At 59.9% G+C, this 17290-nt stretch carries 13 protein-coding genes and 1 pseudogene; 5 read left to right on the top strand and 9 right to left on the bottom strand.

Translation table 11 applies throughout. The annotated features are described in order from the left end of the window. Window position 1: 1 nt before the first annotated feature. The 3 genes from BLU63_RS07715 to BLU63_RS07705 are packed head-to-tail and all read right to left on the bottom strand — an operon-like array spanning window position 2 to window position 1753. Window positions 2–262, bottom strand: coding sequence for a phosphopantetheine-binding protein (locus BLU63_RS07715; RefSeq protein WP_008149626.1), 261 nt, complete (start codon window positions 260–262; stop codon window positions 2–4). Further along, window positions 243–1052, bottom strand: a complete 810-nt coding sequence (locus tag BLU63_RS07710) for a lysophospholipid acyltransferase family protein (protein ID WP_010464361.1) — start codon at window positions 1050–1052, stop codon at window positions 243–245. The genes BLU63_RS07715 and BLU63_RS07710 overlap by 20 nt, the downstream gene beginning before the upstream one ends. Beyond that, complete coding sequence (locus BLU63_RS07705; RefSeq protein ID WP_042932440.1) at window positions 1028–1753, bottom strand: beta-ketoacyl synthase chain length factor; 726 nt, start codon at window positions 1751–1753, stop codon at window positions 1028–1030. The genes BLU63_RS07710 and BLU63_RS07705 overlap by 25 nt, the downstream gene beginning before the upstream one ends. Window positions 1754–2110: 357 nt before the next feature. Here BLU63_RS07705 and BLU63_RS07700 point away from each other — a divergent pair, with 357 nt between their 5' ends. Then, on the top strand, window positions 2111–2881 hold the full coding sequence (locus BLU63_RS07700) for a ParA family protein (protein ID WP_010464357.1): 771 nt from the start codon (window positions 2111–2113) through the stop codon (window positions 2879–2881). A 126-nt stretch (window positions 2882–3007) separates the two neighbouring features. On the opposite strand, the gene trxC is transcribed toward BLU63_RS07700, so the two are convergent. The 5 genes from trxC to BLU63_RS33965 form a co-directional block, all read right to left on the bottom strand. Further along, window positions 3008–3442 carry a thioredoxin TrxC gene (gene trxC / locus BLU63_RS07695; RefSeq protein WP_010464355.1) on the bottom strand — a complete coding sequence of 145 codons (435 nt, stop codon included), beginning with the start codon at window positions 3440–3442 and terminating at the stop codon, window positions 3008–3010. Between the two features lie 270 nt (window positions 3443–3712). Beyond that, complete coding sequence (gene selO, locus BLU63_RS07685) at window positions 3713–5176, bottom strand: protein adenylyltransferase SelO (RefSeq protein WP_083375212.1); 1464 nt, start codon at window positions 5174–5176, stop codon at window positions 3713–3715. Between the two features lie 48 nt (window positions 5177–5224). Then, window positions 5225–8575: a mechanosensitive channel MscK gene (gene mscK, locus BLU63_RS07680; RefSeq protein WP_010464350.1), complete on the bottom strand. Its 3351-nt coding sequence runs from the start codon at window positions 8573–8575 to the stop codon at window positions 5225–5227. 34 nt (window positions 8576–8609) lie between these two features. Then, a complete protein-coding gene (locus BLU63_RS07675; protein ID WP_010464348.1) occupies window positions 8610–10352 on the bottom strand; it encodes a potassium/proton antiporter in 1743 nt (580 codons plus the stop codon). A gap of 286 nt (window positions 10353–10638) precedes the next feature. Continuing rightward, complete coding sequence (locus BLU63_RS33965) at window positions 10639–12264, bottom strand: methyl-accepting chemotaxis protein (RefSeq protein ID WP_083377250.1); 1626 nt, start codon at window positions 12262–12264, stop codon at window positions 10639–10641. Between the two features lie 273 nt (window positions 12265–12537). Here BLU63_RS33965 and BLU63_RS07665 point away from each other — a divergent pair, with 273 nt between their 5' ends. From BLU63_RS07665 to BLU63_RS33725, 4 genes and pseudogenes are all read left to right on the top strand, one after another. Beyond that, a complete protein-coding gene (locus BLU63_RS07665) occupies window positions 12538–12768 on the top strand; it encodes a hypothetical protein (RefSeq protein ID WP_010464345.1) in 231 nt (76 codons plus the stop codon). Beyond that, window positions 12765–13067 (top strand): cell division protein ZapA, encoded by a 303-nt coding sequence (locus BLU63_RS07660; protein ID WP_010464343.1) that lies wholly within the window; start codon window positions 12765–12767, stop codon window positions 13065–13067. The genes BLU63_RS07665 and BLU63_RS07660 overlap by 4 nt, the downstream gene beginning before the upstream one ends. A 100-nt stretch (window positions 13068–13167) precedes the next feature. Further along, window positions 13168–14241 (top strand): annotated as a pseudogene (locus BLU63_RS33730) (HAMP domain-containing protein); the annotation flags it as partial. Between the two features lie 18 nt (window positions 14242–14259). After that, window positions 14260–15105 carry a methyl-accepting chemotaxis protein gene (locus BLU63_RS33725; protein ID WP_370693279.1) on the top strand — a complete coding sequence of 282 codons (846 nt, stop codon included), beginning with the start codon at window positions 14260–14262 and terminating at the stop codon, window positions 15103–15105. 125 nt (window positions 15106–15230) lie between these two features. Here the strand turns inward: BLU63_RS33725 and BLU63_RS07650 are convergent, their stop codons facing one another. Further along, window positions 15231–17033: an acyl-CoA dehydrogenase gene (locus BLU63_RS07650; RefSeq protein ID WP_083375210.1), complete on the bottom strand. Its 1803-nt coding sequence runs from the start codon at window positions 17031–17033 to the stop codon at window positions 15231–15233. Between the last annotated feature and the right edge of the window lie 257 nt (window positions 17034–17290).

Raw genomic sequence — 17290 nt, 5'->3', positions numbered from 1 at the left:
CTCAAGCTGCCTGTTTTGCGGTGACGAACGCCGCAAGGCTCGCCACGTTGCTGAAGTGATTGCGGGTGTCCTTGGCGTCGGCGTCGATTTTGATGCCGTACTTTTTCTGGATGGCCAGGCCGAGTTCCAGGGCGTCTACCGAATCCAGGCCCAGGCCTTCGCCGAACAGCGTCTGGTCATCGCCGATGTCTTGTGCGCTGATGTCTTCAAGGCCCAGGGCGTCGATGATCAGTTCTTTGATTTCACGGTGTAGATCGCTCATCTTCGGCGAGCTCCTTAATAAAGTAAGAGTGCAAATAATCGTTGAGCTTGCGCGAAGCCTGAGGTGCAGGGCCACATGAAGCAAAGGCTTGTGGGTCTATATCGGCCCCGACACGGAAACTGAAGTGCACGCGACGTTTCGGGATGCGATACCAGGGTTCGGCCTTGGTCAATGTGGTCGGACTGACCTTGATGATCACCGGGGTCAGGATTCTCGCACCGCGCAGGGCGATTGCCGCGCCCCCCCGATGAAAGGCTGGCGGTTCGCCCGGCTGGGTGCGTGTGCCTTCGGGAAAGATGATCAGCGTCTGACCGCTTTTCAGTGCGTCAGCCGCGGCGTCGAGCATGTCCATGCTGCCGTCGTTGCTGATGTAGTCGGTGCGGCGTAGCGGGCCGCGGGTGAACGGGTTCTCCCAGAGGCTGTTTTTGACCACGCAGTTGGCGTGACGCACCAGGCCGATCAGAAATACCACGTCGATCAGCGACGGGTGATTGGCCATGATCATCTGGCCCGGGCGACCCAGTTTTTCCGCGCCCTGGATGTCGTAAGTCAGTACCCCGGTACGGGCCATGAACCGGACGAAAAACCAAAAGCAGCGACTGACGGTTTGCCGTGCCCGTAACCGATGGGTCTGCGCATCGCCGGGCAGGCAGCCCAGCAACGGGAACACCACCAGCCGCAGGCACAGCCCGCCCAACCCGAACAGGGTGAAGCTTGCGGCAGTCGCCAGCAGACGCCAGTAATAGGCGTCGCGGTTTTTTTCGCTTACAGGTTGCGTTGCCAGGTCCATACACGATTTTTCCAGGCATGTTGGCAGGTAGTCTGCTGGCCGAGCAGGGTACGCAAGAGATTCAGGGCATGGGGCCAGTGGGCGTTGGACAACGTATCTGAAGTGCTGTTCAGGGACAGCTGCCAGTCGGTACCCGGTGTCAGCAACAGGCCAACTGCATAGGGGAACGGCACGTCGTCGATCCAGGCCGAGTAGGCTTCGGGCGGTATTTCTTCAGTGACGATCAGCAGCACGGCAGGCGCGCCTTCGGAAAGTAGCGCCGCGGCCTCTAGCATGCCGTTTTCAAGGCCGTCACCCGCGGCGGCAAGGGCGGTCATCTCGCTGGTTTCACCGCGCATGATCGACCACAAGCCAATGACCGCGTTGTGCACCGACAAGCTGAATTGAGTTGGCGACAAGGGTTGCCCGGCTGCCAGATCACTCAGGATCTCGAAGGTACGGGGTGTTTCGCCATGACGGGAAATAAAGACCAGCGGTAGGTCTTTGCGACCATCGGCCAAGGGCCAGCCGACGCTGAACGCCATCCGCGCCAGGCGACTGAGCCGTCGGCGCTGCATGGCGGGCAGAAAAGACACGTCGGGGGCGGCATCGCTGCTCTGAAGCACGACCGGTTGTCGGCTCCAGGCCTGCCAATCGTCCACGCTTTCGAGCCCAGGGGCCCACGCGCGCCATTGGGCGATGTTGAAATTGATCACAGCCATTCATCCCGCCCCTGCGGGCTTTCTTGACACGGCGAATCGCAAAAAAAAGCGAACGGCCATACGTGGCGCTTAGCGCCGAGTGGCGCGCATTATCCCGTTGCGACGGGCGTGTAGCAAATGATGGTTACATTTTGCTCAGTGAAACGTACTGGTTGGTCCGTGAAAAAGCTGTCGTTTGGCCATTATCCACATCGGGGTGGGCATGTCTGTCAGCACTGTCGGTAATCAGTGGCGGGGTTGGCGGCTTTTTTTATAAGAGATTGCCGCTGACTGTGTAGTCCCCATGCCGGCGAGGTAGCTAAGCAGTGTCGTGGACTACTACACTCGGTCATTCTTTGATACACGGAGGTTTTTGACATGCGGCGCGTGGTGTTCAATCAGAAAGGTGGCGTGGGCAAATCCAGCATTGCCTGCAATCTGGCGGCGGTCAGTGCCAGCGAGGGTTATCGCACCCTGTTGGTGGATCTCGATGCCCAGGCCAACTCCACTCAGTACCTGACAGGCCTTACCGGTGATGACATCCCGATGGGCATCGCCGACTTCTTCAAGCAGACCCTGTCCTCTGGACCGTTCTCGAAGAAAAACAAGGTCGACATCTACGAAACGCCGTTCGAAAACCTCCATGTCATTACCGCGACCGCCGAGTTGGCTGACCTGCAGCCCAAACTTGAGGCCAAACACAAGATCAACAAGCTGCGCAAATTGCTTGAGGAACTGGGGGAAGATTACGACCGCATCTACCTTGATACCCCGCCTGCGCTGAACTTCTATGCGGTATCGGCATTGATCGCCGCTGACCGGGTGCTGATCCCCTTCGATTGCGACAGCTTCTCGCGCCAGGCGCTGTACGGTCTGCTGGCGGAAATCGAAGAGTTGAAGGACGACCACAACGAAGGCCTGGAGGTTGAAGGCATCGTGGTCAATCAGTTCCAGGCCCGTGCCAGCCTGCCGCAGCAAATTCTCGACGAGCTGATCGCCGAAGGATTGCCGGTGCTGCCGGTGTACCTGACCAGCTCGGTGCGCATGCGCGAATCCCACCAGGCCAATACGCCGCTGATCCACCTCGACCCACGGCACAAGTTGACGCAGCAATTCGTCGAGCTGCACAACCTGCTCGAAAACGCCTGACAGTCCCCTGTAGGAGCGAGGCTTGCCCGCGAAGAGGCCATAACATTCAACACTGCAGTTGACTGCCAGATCGTCTTCGCGGGCAAGCATCGCTCCTACAGTTGCGGGGTGATGACGAGGTCCCGTTCAGATCCCTTGGCTACGCAACCAGCTCATCAACTGCGGTAACGGAAACGCCCCGCTCTGACGCGCCACTTCCCGGCCGTTCTTGAACAGAATCAGACTCGGAATCGAGCGAATCCCCAACTGCGCCGACAATTGCTGATTCGCCTCGCTGTCCAGCTTGGCCAGCCGACACTTACCCGCCAATTGCCCCGCCGCCTGCTCGAACACCGGCGCAAACGACTTGCACGGCCCACACCACTGCGCCCACACGTCCACCAGCAGCGGCAGATCACCCTTGATCTGACTGGCGTAATCGCCTTGCTTCAATTCGAACGGCTTGCTCAGCAGGACCTGGGCCTTGCAGCGGCCGCACTTTGGATGGTCGTTGAGGCGTTCGGCGGGGATGCGGTTGAGGCCGTTGCAGTGGGGGCAGGGGATGAGGAGTGGGTCGGTCATGGTCGGAGCTCTGAATGTTTGGGCTGTCTAAAACTGATTTGGAGTCGCACGCTACGTTTATCAAGACAACACAACCGGGCAGGCACGGTGATGCTCACATATTCGGGAGAAACAAACGGTGTCGCGGTTTGTAATCAGGTACGTAGTTTTGATATTGAGCAGCGTGCGCGCGACGGCTCAGCCAGGTTCATTGAGCGACTTGATGACGTTACGATGGCAGACATCGTTGCTCGCGTCGTCAGTGCCATGGATCCCCTGGACTGACCAACATCACGACGAACAACTGATCTCCAAATGCTTCCCCCACTCCGGCGGCCGTTCGGCATAGCTTTCCATCCCAGCTTGTTCGTCGAATGGATGGCTCAACACCTCATGCAGTCGCCGAACCTCTGAATAGTCGCCGCTCTCTGCCGCATCGATGGCTTTCTGCGCCAGATAGTTGCGCAGGATGTACAGCGGATTGACGGCATGCATCCGCTTGCGCCGCTGCTCCTGATCTATCTCGCCTTCGCGGGCAACCCGGGCGACATACAGCTCGGCCCAGGCATCGAAGCCTTTGATGTCCACGAAGTCATCGCGCAAGCGGGCGACGGCCAATTCCGGTGATTCATCCCCCAGGCGACGGAAGAACAAGGTGTAATCGACGCCGCTGTTCTGCATCAGTTGCAGCAGGTGTTCCAGCAGTTTCTGGTCATCATCTTCAGCGGTGGTGAGGCCGAGGCGGCGGCGCATCAGGTCCAGGTAGTGGGCCTGGTACAGCGGCAAGTACAGGCCAAGGGTTTCGCGCAGGGCGTCGACGCTGATGAACGGCGTCAGTGCCTGGGCGAGGGCGCTGAGGTTCCACTGGCCGATCGGCACCTGGTTGCGGAAGGAATACCGGCCCTGATCATCCGAGTGATTGCAGATGAAATGGGCGTCGAAGTCGTCGAGAAAGGCGAACGGTCCGAAGTCGAAGGTGATGCCAAGGATCGACATGTTGTCGGTGTTCATCACGCCGTGGCAGAAGCCATACGCCTGCCATTTGGCGATCAGCTCGGCATTGCGCTCGACGATTTCGCGGAACATCGCCAGGTACGGTTCCGGTTGTTCCAGGCACTCGGGGAAATGCATGGCCAATACGTGCTCGCCGAGTTCTTTCTGCTTCTCGGGGCGTTTGGTGTAGTAGAAATATTCGAAATGCCCGAAACGCACATGGCTCGGCGCCAGGCGCAGGACCATGGCCGCGCGTTCCTGCTTCTCGCGCCATACCGGGGTGTCGGAGCCGATCACGCACAGGGCGCGGGTAGTCGGGATGTTCAGGGCATTCAGTGCTTCGGAGGCGAGAAACTCGCGGATCGACGAGCGCAGTACCGCGCGTCCATCGCCCATGCGCGAAAAGGGTGTCTGACCGGCGCCCTTGAGGTGCAGGTCCCAGTGTTCGCCGGCCTCGTTGTAGACCTCGCCCAGCAACAAACCGCGACCGTCGCCCAGCTGTGGGTTGTAAGAACCGAACTGATGCCCGGAATAAACCATCGCCCTCGGGACCGCATCGGCCCAGAGCTTGTGGCCGCTGAACAGTTCGGCGAACTCCCGGGTGTCGGCCACGGCCGGGTCGAGGTCGAGCAACGCCATGGCGGCTGGGCTGGCCACCACCAGGCGCGGGTTGTCGATGGGCTCGGGCAGCACATGGGCGGAAAACGTATCGCCCAGGCGGGCGAAGCGATTATCGAAGGTCAGTTCGTCGAGAGGTTTCAACGGCCATCTCCAGCAGAATGTCCGAGCATTCTGCTAGGGATAGGGCCGTTAGTCGAGTTTGGTGGGCGGCGGCTCTTGCGGCGCCTTGCTATCCACCAGCGGCGCGATGGTTTTGGACTCGGGATCGATCGGCACCATTTTGTATTCCTGGCCTTGAAGGTTCTTGAGGTAAACCTCCATCTGCCGGAACGAGATGTTGATGTGCTGCTTCTTGAATTCGCGATTGATGAAGCGGTTGACCTCGTCCAGCACCGGGTTGCGGTCACCGAGGTCGCGCACGTGCATGCGCAACTCGTGGTCGAGGGTGCTTTCGCCGAAATTCAGGAAGTACACGTGGGGTTCCGGGTCTTTCAGGACGCGTGGGTTATCGCGCGCGGCTTTGAGCAGCAGCTCTTTCACCAGGTCCAGGTCCGAACCGTAATCGACGCCGAGCTTGAGGGTCACCCGGGTAATGGTGTCGGTCAGGGACCAGTTGATCAGTTGCCCGGTGATGAACGTCTTGTTCGGGACAATGATGTCCTTGCGGTCGAAGTCGGTGATGGTTGTGGCGCGGATACGGATCTTGCTGACCGTGCCCGACAGGTTGCCGATGGTGATGGTGTCGCCGATCCGCACCGGGCGTTCGAACAGAATCATGATGCCGGAGATGAAGTTGGCGAAGATCTCCTGCATGCCAAAGCCGAGGCCGACCGACAACGCCGCCACCAGCCATTGCAACTTGTCCCAGCTCACGCCGAGGGTGGACAGGGTCGAGACGAAACCGATGCCGGCGATCGCATAGGACAGCAACGTGGTCGTGGCATAGGCGCTGCCCTGCGCCAGGTTCAACTTCGACAGCACCAGCACTTCCAGCAGCCCCGGCAAGTTGCGCGCCAGAGCGAATGTGATGCCGATGATGATCAGCGCGCCGAGCATGTCGCCGATGCTGATCGGCACCATGCTCATATTGGCGCCGGTGCCGCTGGTGTATTCGTAGAGGGTGACGTTGTCCAGGTACGAAAACACCGAAATCAGATCGGACCAGACCCAATACAGCGCCGCGATGAATCCGCCCAGCAGTGCCAGGCGAATCAGGCGCAGGGACTGTTCGTTGACCTTCTCGATGTCCAGCGTCGGCTCTTCGATCACCGCTTCGCCGTCGCCGGCCTCTTTCGCCGCCTGGCGTTTGGCCAGGGCGCGTTGGTAGGCCAGGCGTCGCGCCGCCACGCTGAGGCCACGAACGAACGTGGCTTCGATCACCAGCCAGAACATCAGCAGGTAAAGGGTGTTGATCAACCGGTCGCTGAGCTTCAGCGCGGTGTAGTAGTAGCCGAAGCACACCGCCACGAACAATGCCACGGGCAGGATGGTAAACAGGACCCCGACTGCTTTGCGGAACAGCGAAGCGTTCTGGTGCGTCGGGCTGCTGACCAGCAGGCGGCTGAGCAGCCAGGCCATCAAGGCGTAGCAGGTCAGCACCACGGGCATGCCGAGCACGTCATCCGCCAGCGTCGAGGGTTGCAGTTCGGCAACCGCCACCACGGCGACCAATGCCATCACCACCAACCCGAGTCGGCGGACCCAGCCCTGAAGGAATTCGACCTGGGGCTTTTCCCAGCGGAAATGCAGTTCAGCCACCCCGCCCGGCGCGAGAATCCGGTAAGCGGTGTAGAACACCAGCCAGGCCTGGGCCATTTGCAGCAGCGCCGCGCCCATGTTGGCGTTCTGCCCGCGGGCGTCGATCTGCAGGGCCAGGCCGCACAAGGCCAGGCCCAGCGAGACCGGCATCGCCAGCAGAATATTGATCAAGATGGCCTGCGGCGTGTGCCATTGGCTGTCACGCTTGAAGTGGCCGATGTCCTGGTGAACTTTGCTCAGTCGGGCGTACAGGCTTTTACGCCGCCACAGCAGGGCGCCGATCAGCAACACCAGTGGCAGGAACAACAACGGCCGCTGGATCAGGCCATCGCTCAATTCGCTCAGGCTGGAAGCCCACGGCAGCGTGGTGACCTGCCGTTGCAAACGCTCCGGTACGCCGTGCATCCATTCCAGATCCAGCGGCTTGTTGCTGGGGATCCAGAACATCTGCTCATCGAGCGTCGCCCGCAGGCTTTGCGTGGTACTGAGCAGTTGCTTCTGGTTGAGTTGCAGGGTGATGGATTGGTTGAGCACCGCGCTCAGTTCGCGGTTGAGGCGCTCCAGCAGGTCTGCGCGGGTGGTGGCCAGCTCCAGCAGGCTCTTGCGCAGTTGCGGGGTGACTTGCTCCGGCGGTTGGGTCGCCAACAGATTGTCGACGTAGGTTGCCGGGTTGTTGAGCAGCTCCCGTTGCTGGCTGACTTCGAATTGAAACAGGCGAATGTCGGCGATCTGGTCAGCGAGGTCGCGGTCGAGCTTGAGGCGCGGCAGGGCCGCCTTCTGTTTGTAGAGAATCTTGGAGAGCAGCAGGCTGCCCTTGAGTACGCTGATCTGCTCGTCCAGGGCCGAATCGCTTTGGGTCACGCTGTCCAGTTGCTGCTTGGTTTGCAGGTTTTGCTGGGTGATTGCGTTGAGGCGGTCGGTGTTTTTGAGCAGGTAGTCAGAGAGTTTCAGGTTCGCCGCGCTTTCGGTGGCCAGCAAGCTGCTGCTGCCGGATTTCTGCGCTTCGATGGATTGTTGGGTCACCGCCTCTTGGGAGTGGGCCAGGCGCTTCTGATTGATCAGGGTCTGCAACTCCTGGATTTCCTGATCCAGGCGATCGGTTTTTTCCGTGAGCAAATCATGCTGGCTGTTGCCCAGGTCCTGCAACTGGCTGTTACCGGCCAGTTCCTCGCGGCGCAGCGGGATCAAGGCATTCAGTGCCGCAAGCTCGGCGTTGAGCTGGTCACGCTGTTCGCCGCTCAAGGCTTTGCCGTTGTCTTTGCCGGCCTTGAGAATGTTGTTGATCTGCTGGATGCGCGTCTGGCTGGTGGAAATTTCAGCCTGGGCGCGCTCGGGTCGTGTCTGGGCGGTAATCACCAGACTGTTGGCGTCGGCCAGTGCTTTCTGCAGATCGCTTTGCTGGGTCGAGCGCTCGGTGAGCACTTGCTCGAGCTGCTGGACCGACTGGTTGGCGTAGCGCTGCGCAACTGGCTGTGCCTTGCTGGCTTTCAGCCGCGCCAATTCCCGCTGGTTCTCGATGTTCTGCTTGGGAGCGGTGGCCAGTTGCTGCTTCAGATCGATCAATTTCTGATCGTAATCGCGCTTGTTATTGAGCTGAGTCAGCGTGTTTTGCAGGATGCCCTGCAACGCTTTTTGATCCGCTTCCGGCAGTTTGCGATCGGCGATCTTGTCCAGACTCGCCTGCACGGCTTCGCTGGTCGGCGGTCCAGCCGCTTGCAACGTACCGACAGAAAGACTCAAGCCCAACAGGGCCATGATGAAAAAAGTGCGCAGGGTTGGCATAGAGACCGATCGAAAACGAGACGAAGGTTGGAGTTTAGAGGAACAAGCCCGGGCCGGGGCGACTTCCTTCGGGGAATCTGACGCCCACTTTGCCGATCTTGTTCCCTTCCATGACCGCAACGGTCCAGATGGTGTTGTTCCACTCCACCTGGTCACCGACGACGGGAGCACCGCCGACTTTCTGGGCAATGAATCGGCCTAGGGACATGTCTGGATCGATGCCTTCGACTTTCAACCCGTACAGTGCCGCAACCGCGGCCAGCTGGGCGTCTCCTTCGAGCACGAAGTCGCCGAAGAAGCGCAAATCGAGGCCGCGCTGCGGTGCCTGACTGAAGAGCTTTCCGAGGGCTGGAAGATTGTGCTCGTGGCCGATCACACACAGCAAATCATCGACTTCGAGCACCGTACTACCCGACGGATGGAGCAGTTGCTGACCACGAAACAGAGCGGCGATACGCGTGCCGTCGGGCATTTTCAGCTCGCGAAGGGGCGAACCGATGCACCATTTCTCGGCGCCGAGGCGATAAACGAACAACTCCCACTCGCTGGTAACGTGCACTTCCAGCGCTGCACGAGAGATCGGTGCCGGCTCCGGCGGGACGGTCACTTTCAAAAGTTTCGCCACCCACGGCAGGCTCGTGCCCTGCACCAGCAGCGACACCAGCACGATAAAGAAGGCAAGGTTGAAGTAGAGCTGGGCATCCGGCAGGCCGGCCATCAGCGGGAACACCGCCAGAATGATCGGGACCGCGCCGCGTAGGCCGACCCAGGAAATAAACGCCTTCTCGCGGCCATGGAACGCCTTGAACGGCAGCAGGCCGACCAGCACCGACAGCGGCCGTGCAAACAGAATCATCCACAGCGCCAGACCCAGCGCGGGCAGGGCGATCGGCAACAGGTCATGCGGCGTCACCAGCAGCCCCAGCACCAGGAACATGCCGATCTGTGCCAACCAGGCCATGCCGTCGAGCATGTGGAGAATGCCGTGGCGGCTGCGCACCGGACGATTGCCGATCACCAGGCCGCAGAGGTAAACCGCCAGGAAGCCACTGCCGTGCAGGGCGTTGGTCAGGGCGAAGACGGCCAGGCCGCCGGCAATCACCAGAATCGGGTAGAGGCCGTTGGCGAGGTTGATCCGGTTGACCAATTGCAGCATGACCCAGCCACCGCCGAGGCCGATCACAGCCCCGATGCCGAATTCACGCACGAAATGCCCGAGCAGGCTCCAATGCAGGCCCGTCTGGCCGCTGGCGAGCATGTCGATCAGGGTGACGGTGAGAAACACCGCCATCGGGTCGTTGCTGCCGGATTCGATCTCGAGGCTGGCAGTCACCCGTTCGTTCAGGCCTTTACCGCCCAGCAGCGAGAACACTGCCGCGGCGTCGGTCGAGCCGACGATGGCACCGATCAGCAAACCCTGGATCATGTTCAGGTTGAACAGCCAGGCGGCGGCCATGCCGGTCAGCGCGGTGGTGATCAACACCCCGACCGTGGCCAGCGACAACGCCGGCCACAGCGCCACGCGAAAGCTGGATACGCGGGTGCGCAAGCCACCATCGAGCAGGATCACCGCGAGGGCGAGGTTGCCGACCAGATAAGCCGTGGGGTAGTTATCAAAGATAATGCCACCGCCGTCGACGCCGGCGGCCATGCCCACGGCGAGGATGATCACCAGAATCGGGATGCCGAGGCGCGAGGAAAGTGAGCTCACCAGAATGCTCGCACCTACCAGCAACGCGCCGATCAAGAACAGGCTGTTGATGGTCGTCGCATTCAAAGGCAGTACTCCAGAAAGCTGAAAGGCGGGCACAAACTGACCATGCAGTCTGCGTGCCAGCGATTCTAACCTGTTGAAATGTGATGCTGTCAAAAAGCTTTTGCAGCAGCGACAACGTCACCGAGATTGAGCTTGATCCCTGTGGCGAGGGAGCTTGCTCCCGTTGGATCGCGCAGCGACCCCGAAGAGGCGGCGCGGTGAATCAGATTCAACGCGCAGGCTGATTGGCGACTGCTTCGCAGCCGAACAGGAGCAAGCTCCCTCGCCACAGAGAAGGTGTCGGCGGTTAGAGGCTAAACCGCCCAACCATGTTGTTCAGGTCCAGCGCCAATCGCGACAACTCATTGCTCGCCGCACTCGTCTGATTCGCCCCGGTCGCCGATTGCACCGACAAATCACGGATATTCACCAGGTTGCGATCCACTTCACGGGCGACCTGCGCCTGTTCTTCGGCCGCGCTGGCAATTACCAGGTTGCGCTCGTTGATCTCGACAATGGCACTGTTGATCGTATCCAGCGAAAGACCTGCACCGCGGGCGATGTTCAAGGTTGATTCAGCACGTTCGGTGCTGTTGCGCATCGAGTTCACCGCATGTTCGGTGCCGCTCTGAATGCTGCCGATCATGCGTTCGATCTCGCTGGTCGACTGCTGAGTACGATGCGCCAGTGCACGGACCTCATCCGCCACCACTGCGAAGCCACGTCCGGCTTCACCGGCACGCGCGGCTTCAATCGCTGCGTTCAACGCCAGCAGGTTGGTCTGGTCAGCCAGGCCACGGATCACGTCCAGCACCTTGCCGATGTCACGGGACTCGTTGGCCAGATCACCAATCAAGGTCGCGGTGCTCTGCACATCGGCGCTCATGCGTTCGATGGCGCTGACGGTTTCCTGCACCAGGTCACGGCCGTCACCGGCCGAGGTGGTGGCGTTCTTCGAGGCTTCGGACGTGCTCACGGCGTTACGCGCGACTTCTTCCACGGCGCTGGTCATTTCATTGACAGCGGTGGCGGCCTGTTCGATTTCGTTGTTCTGCTGGGTCAGGCCACGGGCGCTTTCGTCGGTGACGCTGTTCAGTTCTTCAGCGGCGGACGCCAGTTGCGTAGCCGAGCCGGAAATCCGCTGCAGGGTGTCGCGCAGCTTTTCCTGCATCTTCGACATGGCCAGCAGCAAGCGGCCGGCTTCGTCATCGCCATCGACATGGATCGGGCGCGTCAGGTTGCCTTCGGCGATTTCTTCGGCCGCGCTCAAGGCGTTGGCAATCGGTTTGGTGATGCTGTTGGTCAGTAGCCAGGCGAACAGCAAGGTCAGGCCGCTGGCAATGACCAACAAGGTGATGACCAGGTTGAGCGACGTTGAATACTGTTCGCCAGCCCGAGTGTCGGTGACTTCGATCTGTTGCGTATTGATTTCGAGCAACTTGGCCAGTGCCGCGTTGACGGCCTCGGAGTTGGAGAGCAATTCTCTATTGAGCATTGTGCGCAGTTCATCGACCTGATTGTTGCGCGAGAGGGTCTTCATGCGGTCTTCAAGTTGGCGGTATTGCGCCAGCAACTGCACGTACTGATCGTAGGCGGCGCGCTCTTGCGGGCCCTCGATCAGCGGTTCGTAGACTTTCTGCGCGTCACGAATCTGCTGATTACGCAGATCGAACAGCTCGAAGGTTTTCTGCTGCACGTCTGGTTCGCGGTTCACCAACAAGCGGTAGGACAGCACCCGCAGGCGCAGGGTCAGTTGAGTGAATTCGTCCAGGCTTTTGATGCTCGGCACGCTCATGGAGGCAATGTCTTCGCCGGCGCCGCGAATCTTGCTCATCTGGTTCAAGGCAAACACACCCAGAACCAGCATCAAACCGCCAATCAGGGCGAAACCGAGGAACGCCCGCGGTGCGATATTCATATTACGAAGGGACATGGTGTTTACCAAAGTGAGCGCACCCGTGCGGCGCTGAAGCTGACGTATGGGTGACTTATCGGTCATACGACTAAAGTCTTGAGGGCCTGCGCGTTTTTGTCGCACAACCGCTCCGGCGACGAAGTGCAGGAACCAGATCCGCCAATCACAGTCTTTAAAGCTCGCGAGGAAGGTCGCCGCCAGGAAAATCAAGGCCTTGCGCCTGAATAACCCTGGCATCGGTGGTGACTTTTCTTTATCGTACGCGCCCTTTGAAATGCTTGGAAAATCAAAATGTTGGAAGCATCCCTTAGTCAATTGGAACAGCTGGTCAGCGACCTGGTGCAACAGAACCAGACCCTGCTCGCCACCAACCAGACCCTGAGCACAGAACTGGCCCAGGCCAAGGATGAAAACGAAAGCCTGCAACTCAACCTGATGGAACAGGAAGAGAAACAAGGGGCCACCGCAGCCCGCATCCAGGCCCTGGTTGAGCGCGTCAGCGCCGGCCCGGTCAGCGCATGAATCACGGCGCCGCAGGGGTAAAAGTCGTCTCGATCCTGGGGGAGGACTATTCGATCAAGGCGCCGGCCGGGGAAGAGCAAACCCTGCTGGACGCCGCGATGATGTTGAAAGCTGCCTTGGCTGACACCAAAAGGAAGTACCCGACACTGATCGGTGACCGACTGCTGGTATTGGCTGCGATGAATCTGTGTTCCCAGCAGATTGAAATGCAAAAGCAGCACAAGCAGGAACTCGACCGTTACCAAGAGCAAGTCAGCGCCACGGTTGAAGTGATCTCCAAGACGATCAATCAGGCCTGATCGGCTTTGCGCACAACCAAAGAATAGATTGTCGGTTTAGTTGTATACAATCGGCACGGCTGTTGCAGTGTTTCAGCCTCTTATTCTTTGGGGGTGCTCCATGCAGTTCTGGCGACGCAGTATTCAATGGCAGTTGATCCTCAGCATGGGCACCGCCCTGCTGGTCAGCATCCTGATCGTGGTTGGCATTTATACCCTCGTGGTCAACCGCCTTGCCCAGAGCTATCTGGTCGAACAGGCACTGCCGTCCAGCATCGAAGCGATGCGCAACGACATCGAACGAATCCTCGTCCAACCCCTCACCGCCGCCAAGGACATCGCCAGCAACAGCATGGTGCGCGACTGGTTGGCCGGAGGTGAAAACAGCGCCCAGACCGCCGCGTTCGTCCAGTATCTGGAAGGCATCCGTGCCGAACACAAAGCCTTTACCGCGCTGATCGTCGGCACGGCTTCAAACCATTACTTCACTGAAAAAGGCCTGGACCGGACCCTCAGCCGTGCCAACCCCAAGGACGCCTGGTTCTACGCGTTCCTCGACAGTAACCAGCCACGCACCCTCAATATCGACAATGACACCGCGACCGGAGAATTGGCGCTGTTCATCGACCTCAAGGTCGAGCAGGCCGGTAAAGTCGTGGGCGTTGCCGGACTTGGGTTGAGCATGAAAGAGCTGTCGGAGCTGATTCACAACTTCAACTTCGGTGAGCGCGGCAAGGTCTATCTCGTGCGTTCCGACGGTTTGATCCAGGTTCACCCTGAGGCGCAGTTCAGCGGCAAGCGCACGCTGGCCGAGCAAATCGGCGCGCCCGCCGCACAATCGGTCATGGGTCAAAAAGTTGCCACCAACAGCAGCTTTGTCCGCGATGGCGAAGATTATCTGGCGTTGAGCCTGCCGTTGCGGGATCTGGGCTGGACCCTGGTGGCCGAAGTGCCACAGTCGCAGATCTACGCCGAAGCCCGTCGCGCCATGTGGATGAGCAGCGGCATTGGTCTGGCGGTGGCGCTGGTGTGTCTGTTGCTGGTGGTATTACTGGCCCGTGGCCTGGTACGGCCGATCCGTCAGGTAACAGCGGCGCTGGTGGCCATTGGTAGCGGTGGTGGAGATTTGACCCACCGGTTAGATTCCAGCCGCGCCGATGAACTGGGTGACCTGGCGCGAGGCTTTAATCGATTCCTCGACAGTCAGCGCGAGATGATCGGTGAAGTGCTGACCACCAGCGAGCGTTTGCGCACGGCGGTCAGCCAAGTGGCGAAGGTCGTGGACAACACCGCCGAGCGCTCCGGTCGTCAGCAGGATATGACCGACATGGTCGCCACCGCTGTTCATGAGATGGGCCTGACCGTGCAGGAAATCGCCCAGAACGCGGGTAACGCCGCGGTCGCTTCACAGAACGCTCGCGATGAAGCGATGCAGGCGCGGGAAGTGGTCGGTGGGTCGATCCGGCATATAGAAAGCATGTCCGACGAAATCGGCATCGCCGCCAGTGCCGTCGGCGAATTGGCCGATCAGGTCGCATCCATCGATCAGGTGCTGGCAGTGATTCGCGGGATCTCCGAGCAAACCAATTTACTGGCACTGAACGCGGCCATCGAAGCCGCACGGGCCGGAGACATGGGCCGTGGATTTGCGGTCGTGGCGGATGAAGTGCGCACGTTGGCGCGGCGCACGCAGTCGTCGACCGATGAGATCCAACAGATGATCGGCAGCCTCAAGCAGGGCGCGGAGAATGCGGTTTCATCCATGCACTCCGGGCAGGCAGCAACAGGCACCGGCGTCGAATCGAGCCAGCGCACTGGCGCGTCGTTGACGGCGATTACCGGTCAGGTCGAGCGCATCAGCGACATGAACCATCAAGTGGCGACGGCCACGGAAGAGCAGTCGGCAGTGACGGAGGAGATCAACCGCAATGTGCAGGGCATTTCCGATTTGGCCCGGGCGACGGCGGGGGAAGTCAGGGCTTGTCGCGAAGACTGTCAGACATTGCAGCGCCTGGCGGATGATCTGGCGCGGCAGATGGGTGGGTTCAAGCTGAGCTGATAAATATGTTGTTTGTGCTGACGTCATCGCGAGCAGGCTCGCTCCCACATTGGATCTGTGAACACTTGACCCTGTGGGAGCGAGCCTGCTCGCGATTGGATTTCAGCAGCAGCAAAAAATTCTGATCAGAACCACTCATCCTGCATCGTCAGGCAAACATCATCCCGAGCCTCAAGAATCGCCAGCTCATGGTGGCAACCCGGCACTTCCCAGGTCAGGAAATACCGCGCCGCCTGCAGCTTACCTTTATAGAAGCTCACATCCGCCGCATTCCCCTTCGCCAACCCTTCCTCGGCGCGAATCGCCTGTTCCAGCCAGCGCCAGCCGATCACCGTGTGCCCGAACACTTTCAGGTACAGCGCCGAGTTCGCCAGGCTGCTGTTGACCTTGCCTTGGCCCAGGTCCATCAGCAAACCGATGGTCACCGTTTGCAGGCGCGCGACCAGCTTCTCCAGCGGTTCACGCAACGCAGTCAACGACTCATGCGCCTGCGAGCGTTCGGCAGTGTTGGCAATCAAGCGGATCAGCTGCTTGAGCCCCGCACCACCGTTCTGCGCCAGTTTGCGTCCCAGCAAATCCAGCGACTGAATACCATGCGTGCCTTCGTGGATCGGGTTCAAACGGTTGTCGCGGTAATACTGCTCCACCGGGTATTCGCGGGTGTAGCCGTGGCCGCCGAGAATCTGGATCGCCAGTTCGTTGGCCTTCAGGCAAAACTCCGAGGGCCAGGATTTGACGATGGGTGTCAGCAAATCCAGCAGTTCGTGCGCCTGTTTGCGCTGGTCTTCGGTCTCCAGCGTCGTGGTGTCATCGAACAGCCGCGCCGCATACAACCCAAGGTCGAACGAGCCTTCGACATAGGCTTTCTGCGTCAGCAGCATGCGCTTGACGTCGGCGTGCTGAATGATTGCCACTGGCGCGGTGTTCGGATCCTTGCTGTCCGGCACGCGACCTTGCGGACGTTCGCGGGCGTACTCCAGGGAATACAGATACCCGGCATAACCGAGCATCACCGCGCCCATGCCGACGCCGATCCGCGCCTCGTTCATCATCTGGAACATGTAGCTCAGACCGTGGTGCGCCTTGCCCACCAGATAGCCGACGCACTCACCGTTATCGCCGAAGTTCAGCGCGGTGGAGGTGGTGCCGCGCCAGCCCATCTTGTGAAACAGGCCTGCCAGCAAGACGTCGTTACGCTTGCCGAGGCTGCCGTCATCGTTGACCAGGAACTTGGGCACGATAAACAACGAAATCCCTTTCACCCCGGCCGGTGCATCCGGCAGTTTCGCCAGGACCATGTGCACGATGTTCTCCGAGAGCGGGTGATCGCCACCGGAGATGAAAATCTTGTTGCCCTTGAGTCGATAGGTGCCGTCAGACGCAGGCTCGGCGCGTGTACGAATATCCGACAGCGAAGAACCGGCGTGCGGTTCGGTCAGGGCCATGGTGCCGAAGAAGCGACCGTCAATCATCGGTTGCAGGAAACGCTGCTTCTGCTCATCGGTGCCGAAGCTTTCAATCAGGTTCGCCGCGCCCATGGTCAGGAACGGGTACGAGGTCGACGCGGCATTGGCCGATTGGAAATGCGCGAAGCAGGCCTGGGACAGCAGCGTAGGCAGTTGCATGCCGCCGGCGTCGAAGCTGCGCGCCGCGTTGAGGAAACCGGCTTCGAGAAACGCATCCACTGCCGGTTTCACTTCCGGAATCAGAATCGCCTGACCGTTCTCGTAGCGCGGCTCGTTCTCGTCGTTCTTGCGGTTGTGCGGCGCGAAGAACTTCTCGGCGATGCTTCGGGCCGTGCCGATGGCGGCATCGAAGGTTTCGCGGTTGTGCTCGGCGAAACGCTCACGCTGGGTCAGGCCCTCGGCATCGAGGACTTCGTACAGCTCGAAAGCCAGATTGCGGGAACTGAGCAGCGTCTCGGACATGGCGGCCTACCTTTTTTTGGAATGGACCGAGTCTAGGCGTGAGAATAAAAGCTGAACAGGATGATTGATGAGCGTGATGGTAGATCAGAGCACCGACTTACCAGACACCCCAAAACAACTGTAGGAGTGAGCCTGCTCGCGATAGCGGTGTGTCATCCAATAAATAGGTCGGATGACACACCGCTATCGCGAGCAGGCTCACTCCTACAGGATTTTGCATACCGGGCAGCCATTGCGGTTGCCCGGTTTTGTTGCGG

Source organism: Pseudomonas mandelii (assembly GCF_900106065.1).
GTDB lineage: Bacteria > Pseudomonadota > Gammaproteobacteria > Pseudomonadales > Pseudomonadaceae > Aquipseudomonas > Aquipseudomonas mandelii.
The sequence above is the reverse complement of the archived record's forward strand: the minus strand, read 5'-3'. Positions and strand labels throughout refer to the sequence as shown.

Excerpts from the sequence above, each read along its gene's own strand:
- BLU63_RS07700 (WP_010464357.1), top strand. The coding sequence starts at position 2,111 with ATGCGGCGCGTGGTGTTCAATCAGAAAGGTGGCGTGGGCAAATCCAGC.
- BLU63_RS07665 (WP_010464345.1), top strand. The coding sequence starts at position 12,538 with ATGTTGGAAGCATCCCTTAGTCAATTGGAACAGCTGGTCAGCGACCTG.
- mscK (WP_010464350.1), bottom strand. The coding sequence starts at position 8,575 with ATGCCAACCCTGCGCACTTTTTTCATCATGGCCCTGTTGGGCTTGAGT.
- BLU63_RS33965 (WP_083377250.1), bottom strand. The coding sequence starts at position 12,264 with ATGTCCCTTCGTAATATGAATATCGCACCGCGGGCGTTCCTCGGTTTC.
- trxC (WP_010464355.1), bottom strand. The coding sequence starts at position 3,442 with ATGACCGACCCACTCCTCATCCCCTGCCCCCACTGCAACGGCCTCAAC.
- BLU63_RS07705 (WP_042932440.1), bottom strand. The coding sequence starts at position 1,753 with ATGGCTGTGATCAATTTCAACATCGCCCAATGGCGCGCGTGGGCCCCT.
- BLU63_RS33725 (WP_370693279.1), top strand. The coding sequence starts at position 14,260 with ATGATCGGTGAAGTGCTGACCACCAGCGAGCGTTTGCGCACGGCGGTC.
- BLU63_RS07660 (WP_010464343.1), top strand. The coding sequence starts at position 12,765 with ATGAATCACGGCGCCGCAGGGGTAAAAGTCGTCTCGATCCTGGGGGAG.
- BLU63_RS07715 (WP_008149626.1), bottom strand. The coding sequence starts at position 262 with ATGAGCGATCTACACCGTGAAATCAAAGAACTGATCATCGACGCCCTG.
- BLU63_RS07710 (WP_010464361.1), bottom strand. The coding sequence starts at position 1,052 with ATGGACCTGGCAACGCAACCTGTAAGCGAAAAAAACCGCGACGCCTAT.
- BLU63_RS07650 (WP_083375210.1), bottom strand. The coding sequence starts at position 17,033 with ATGTCCGAGACGCTGCTCAGTTCCCGCAATCTGGCTTTCGAGCTGTAC.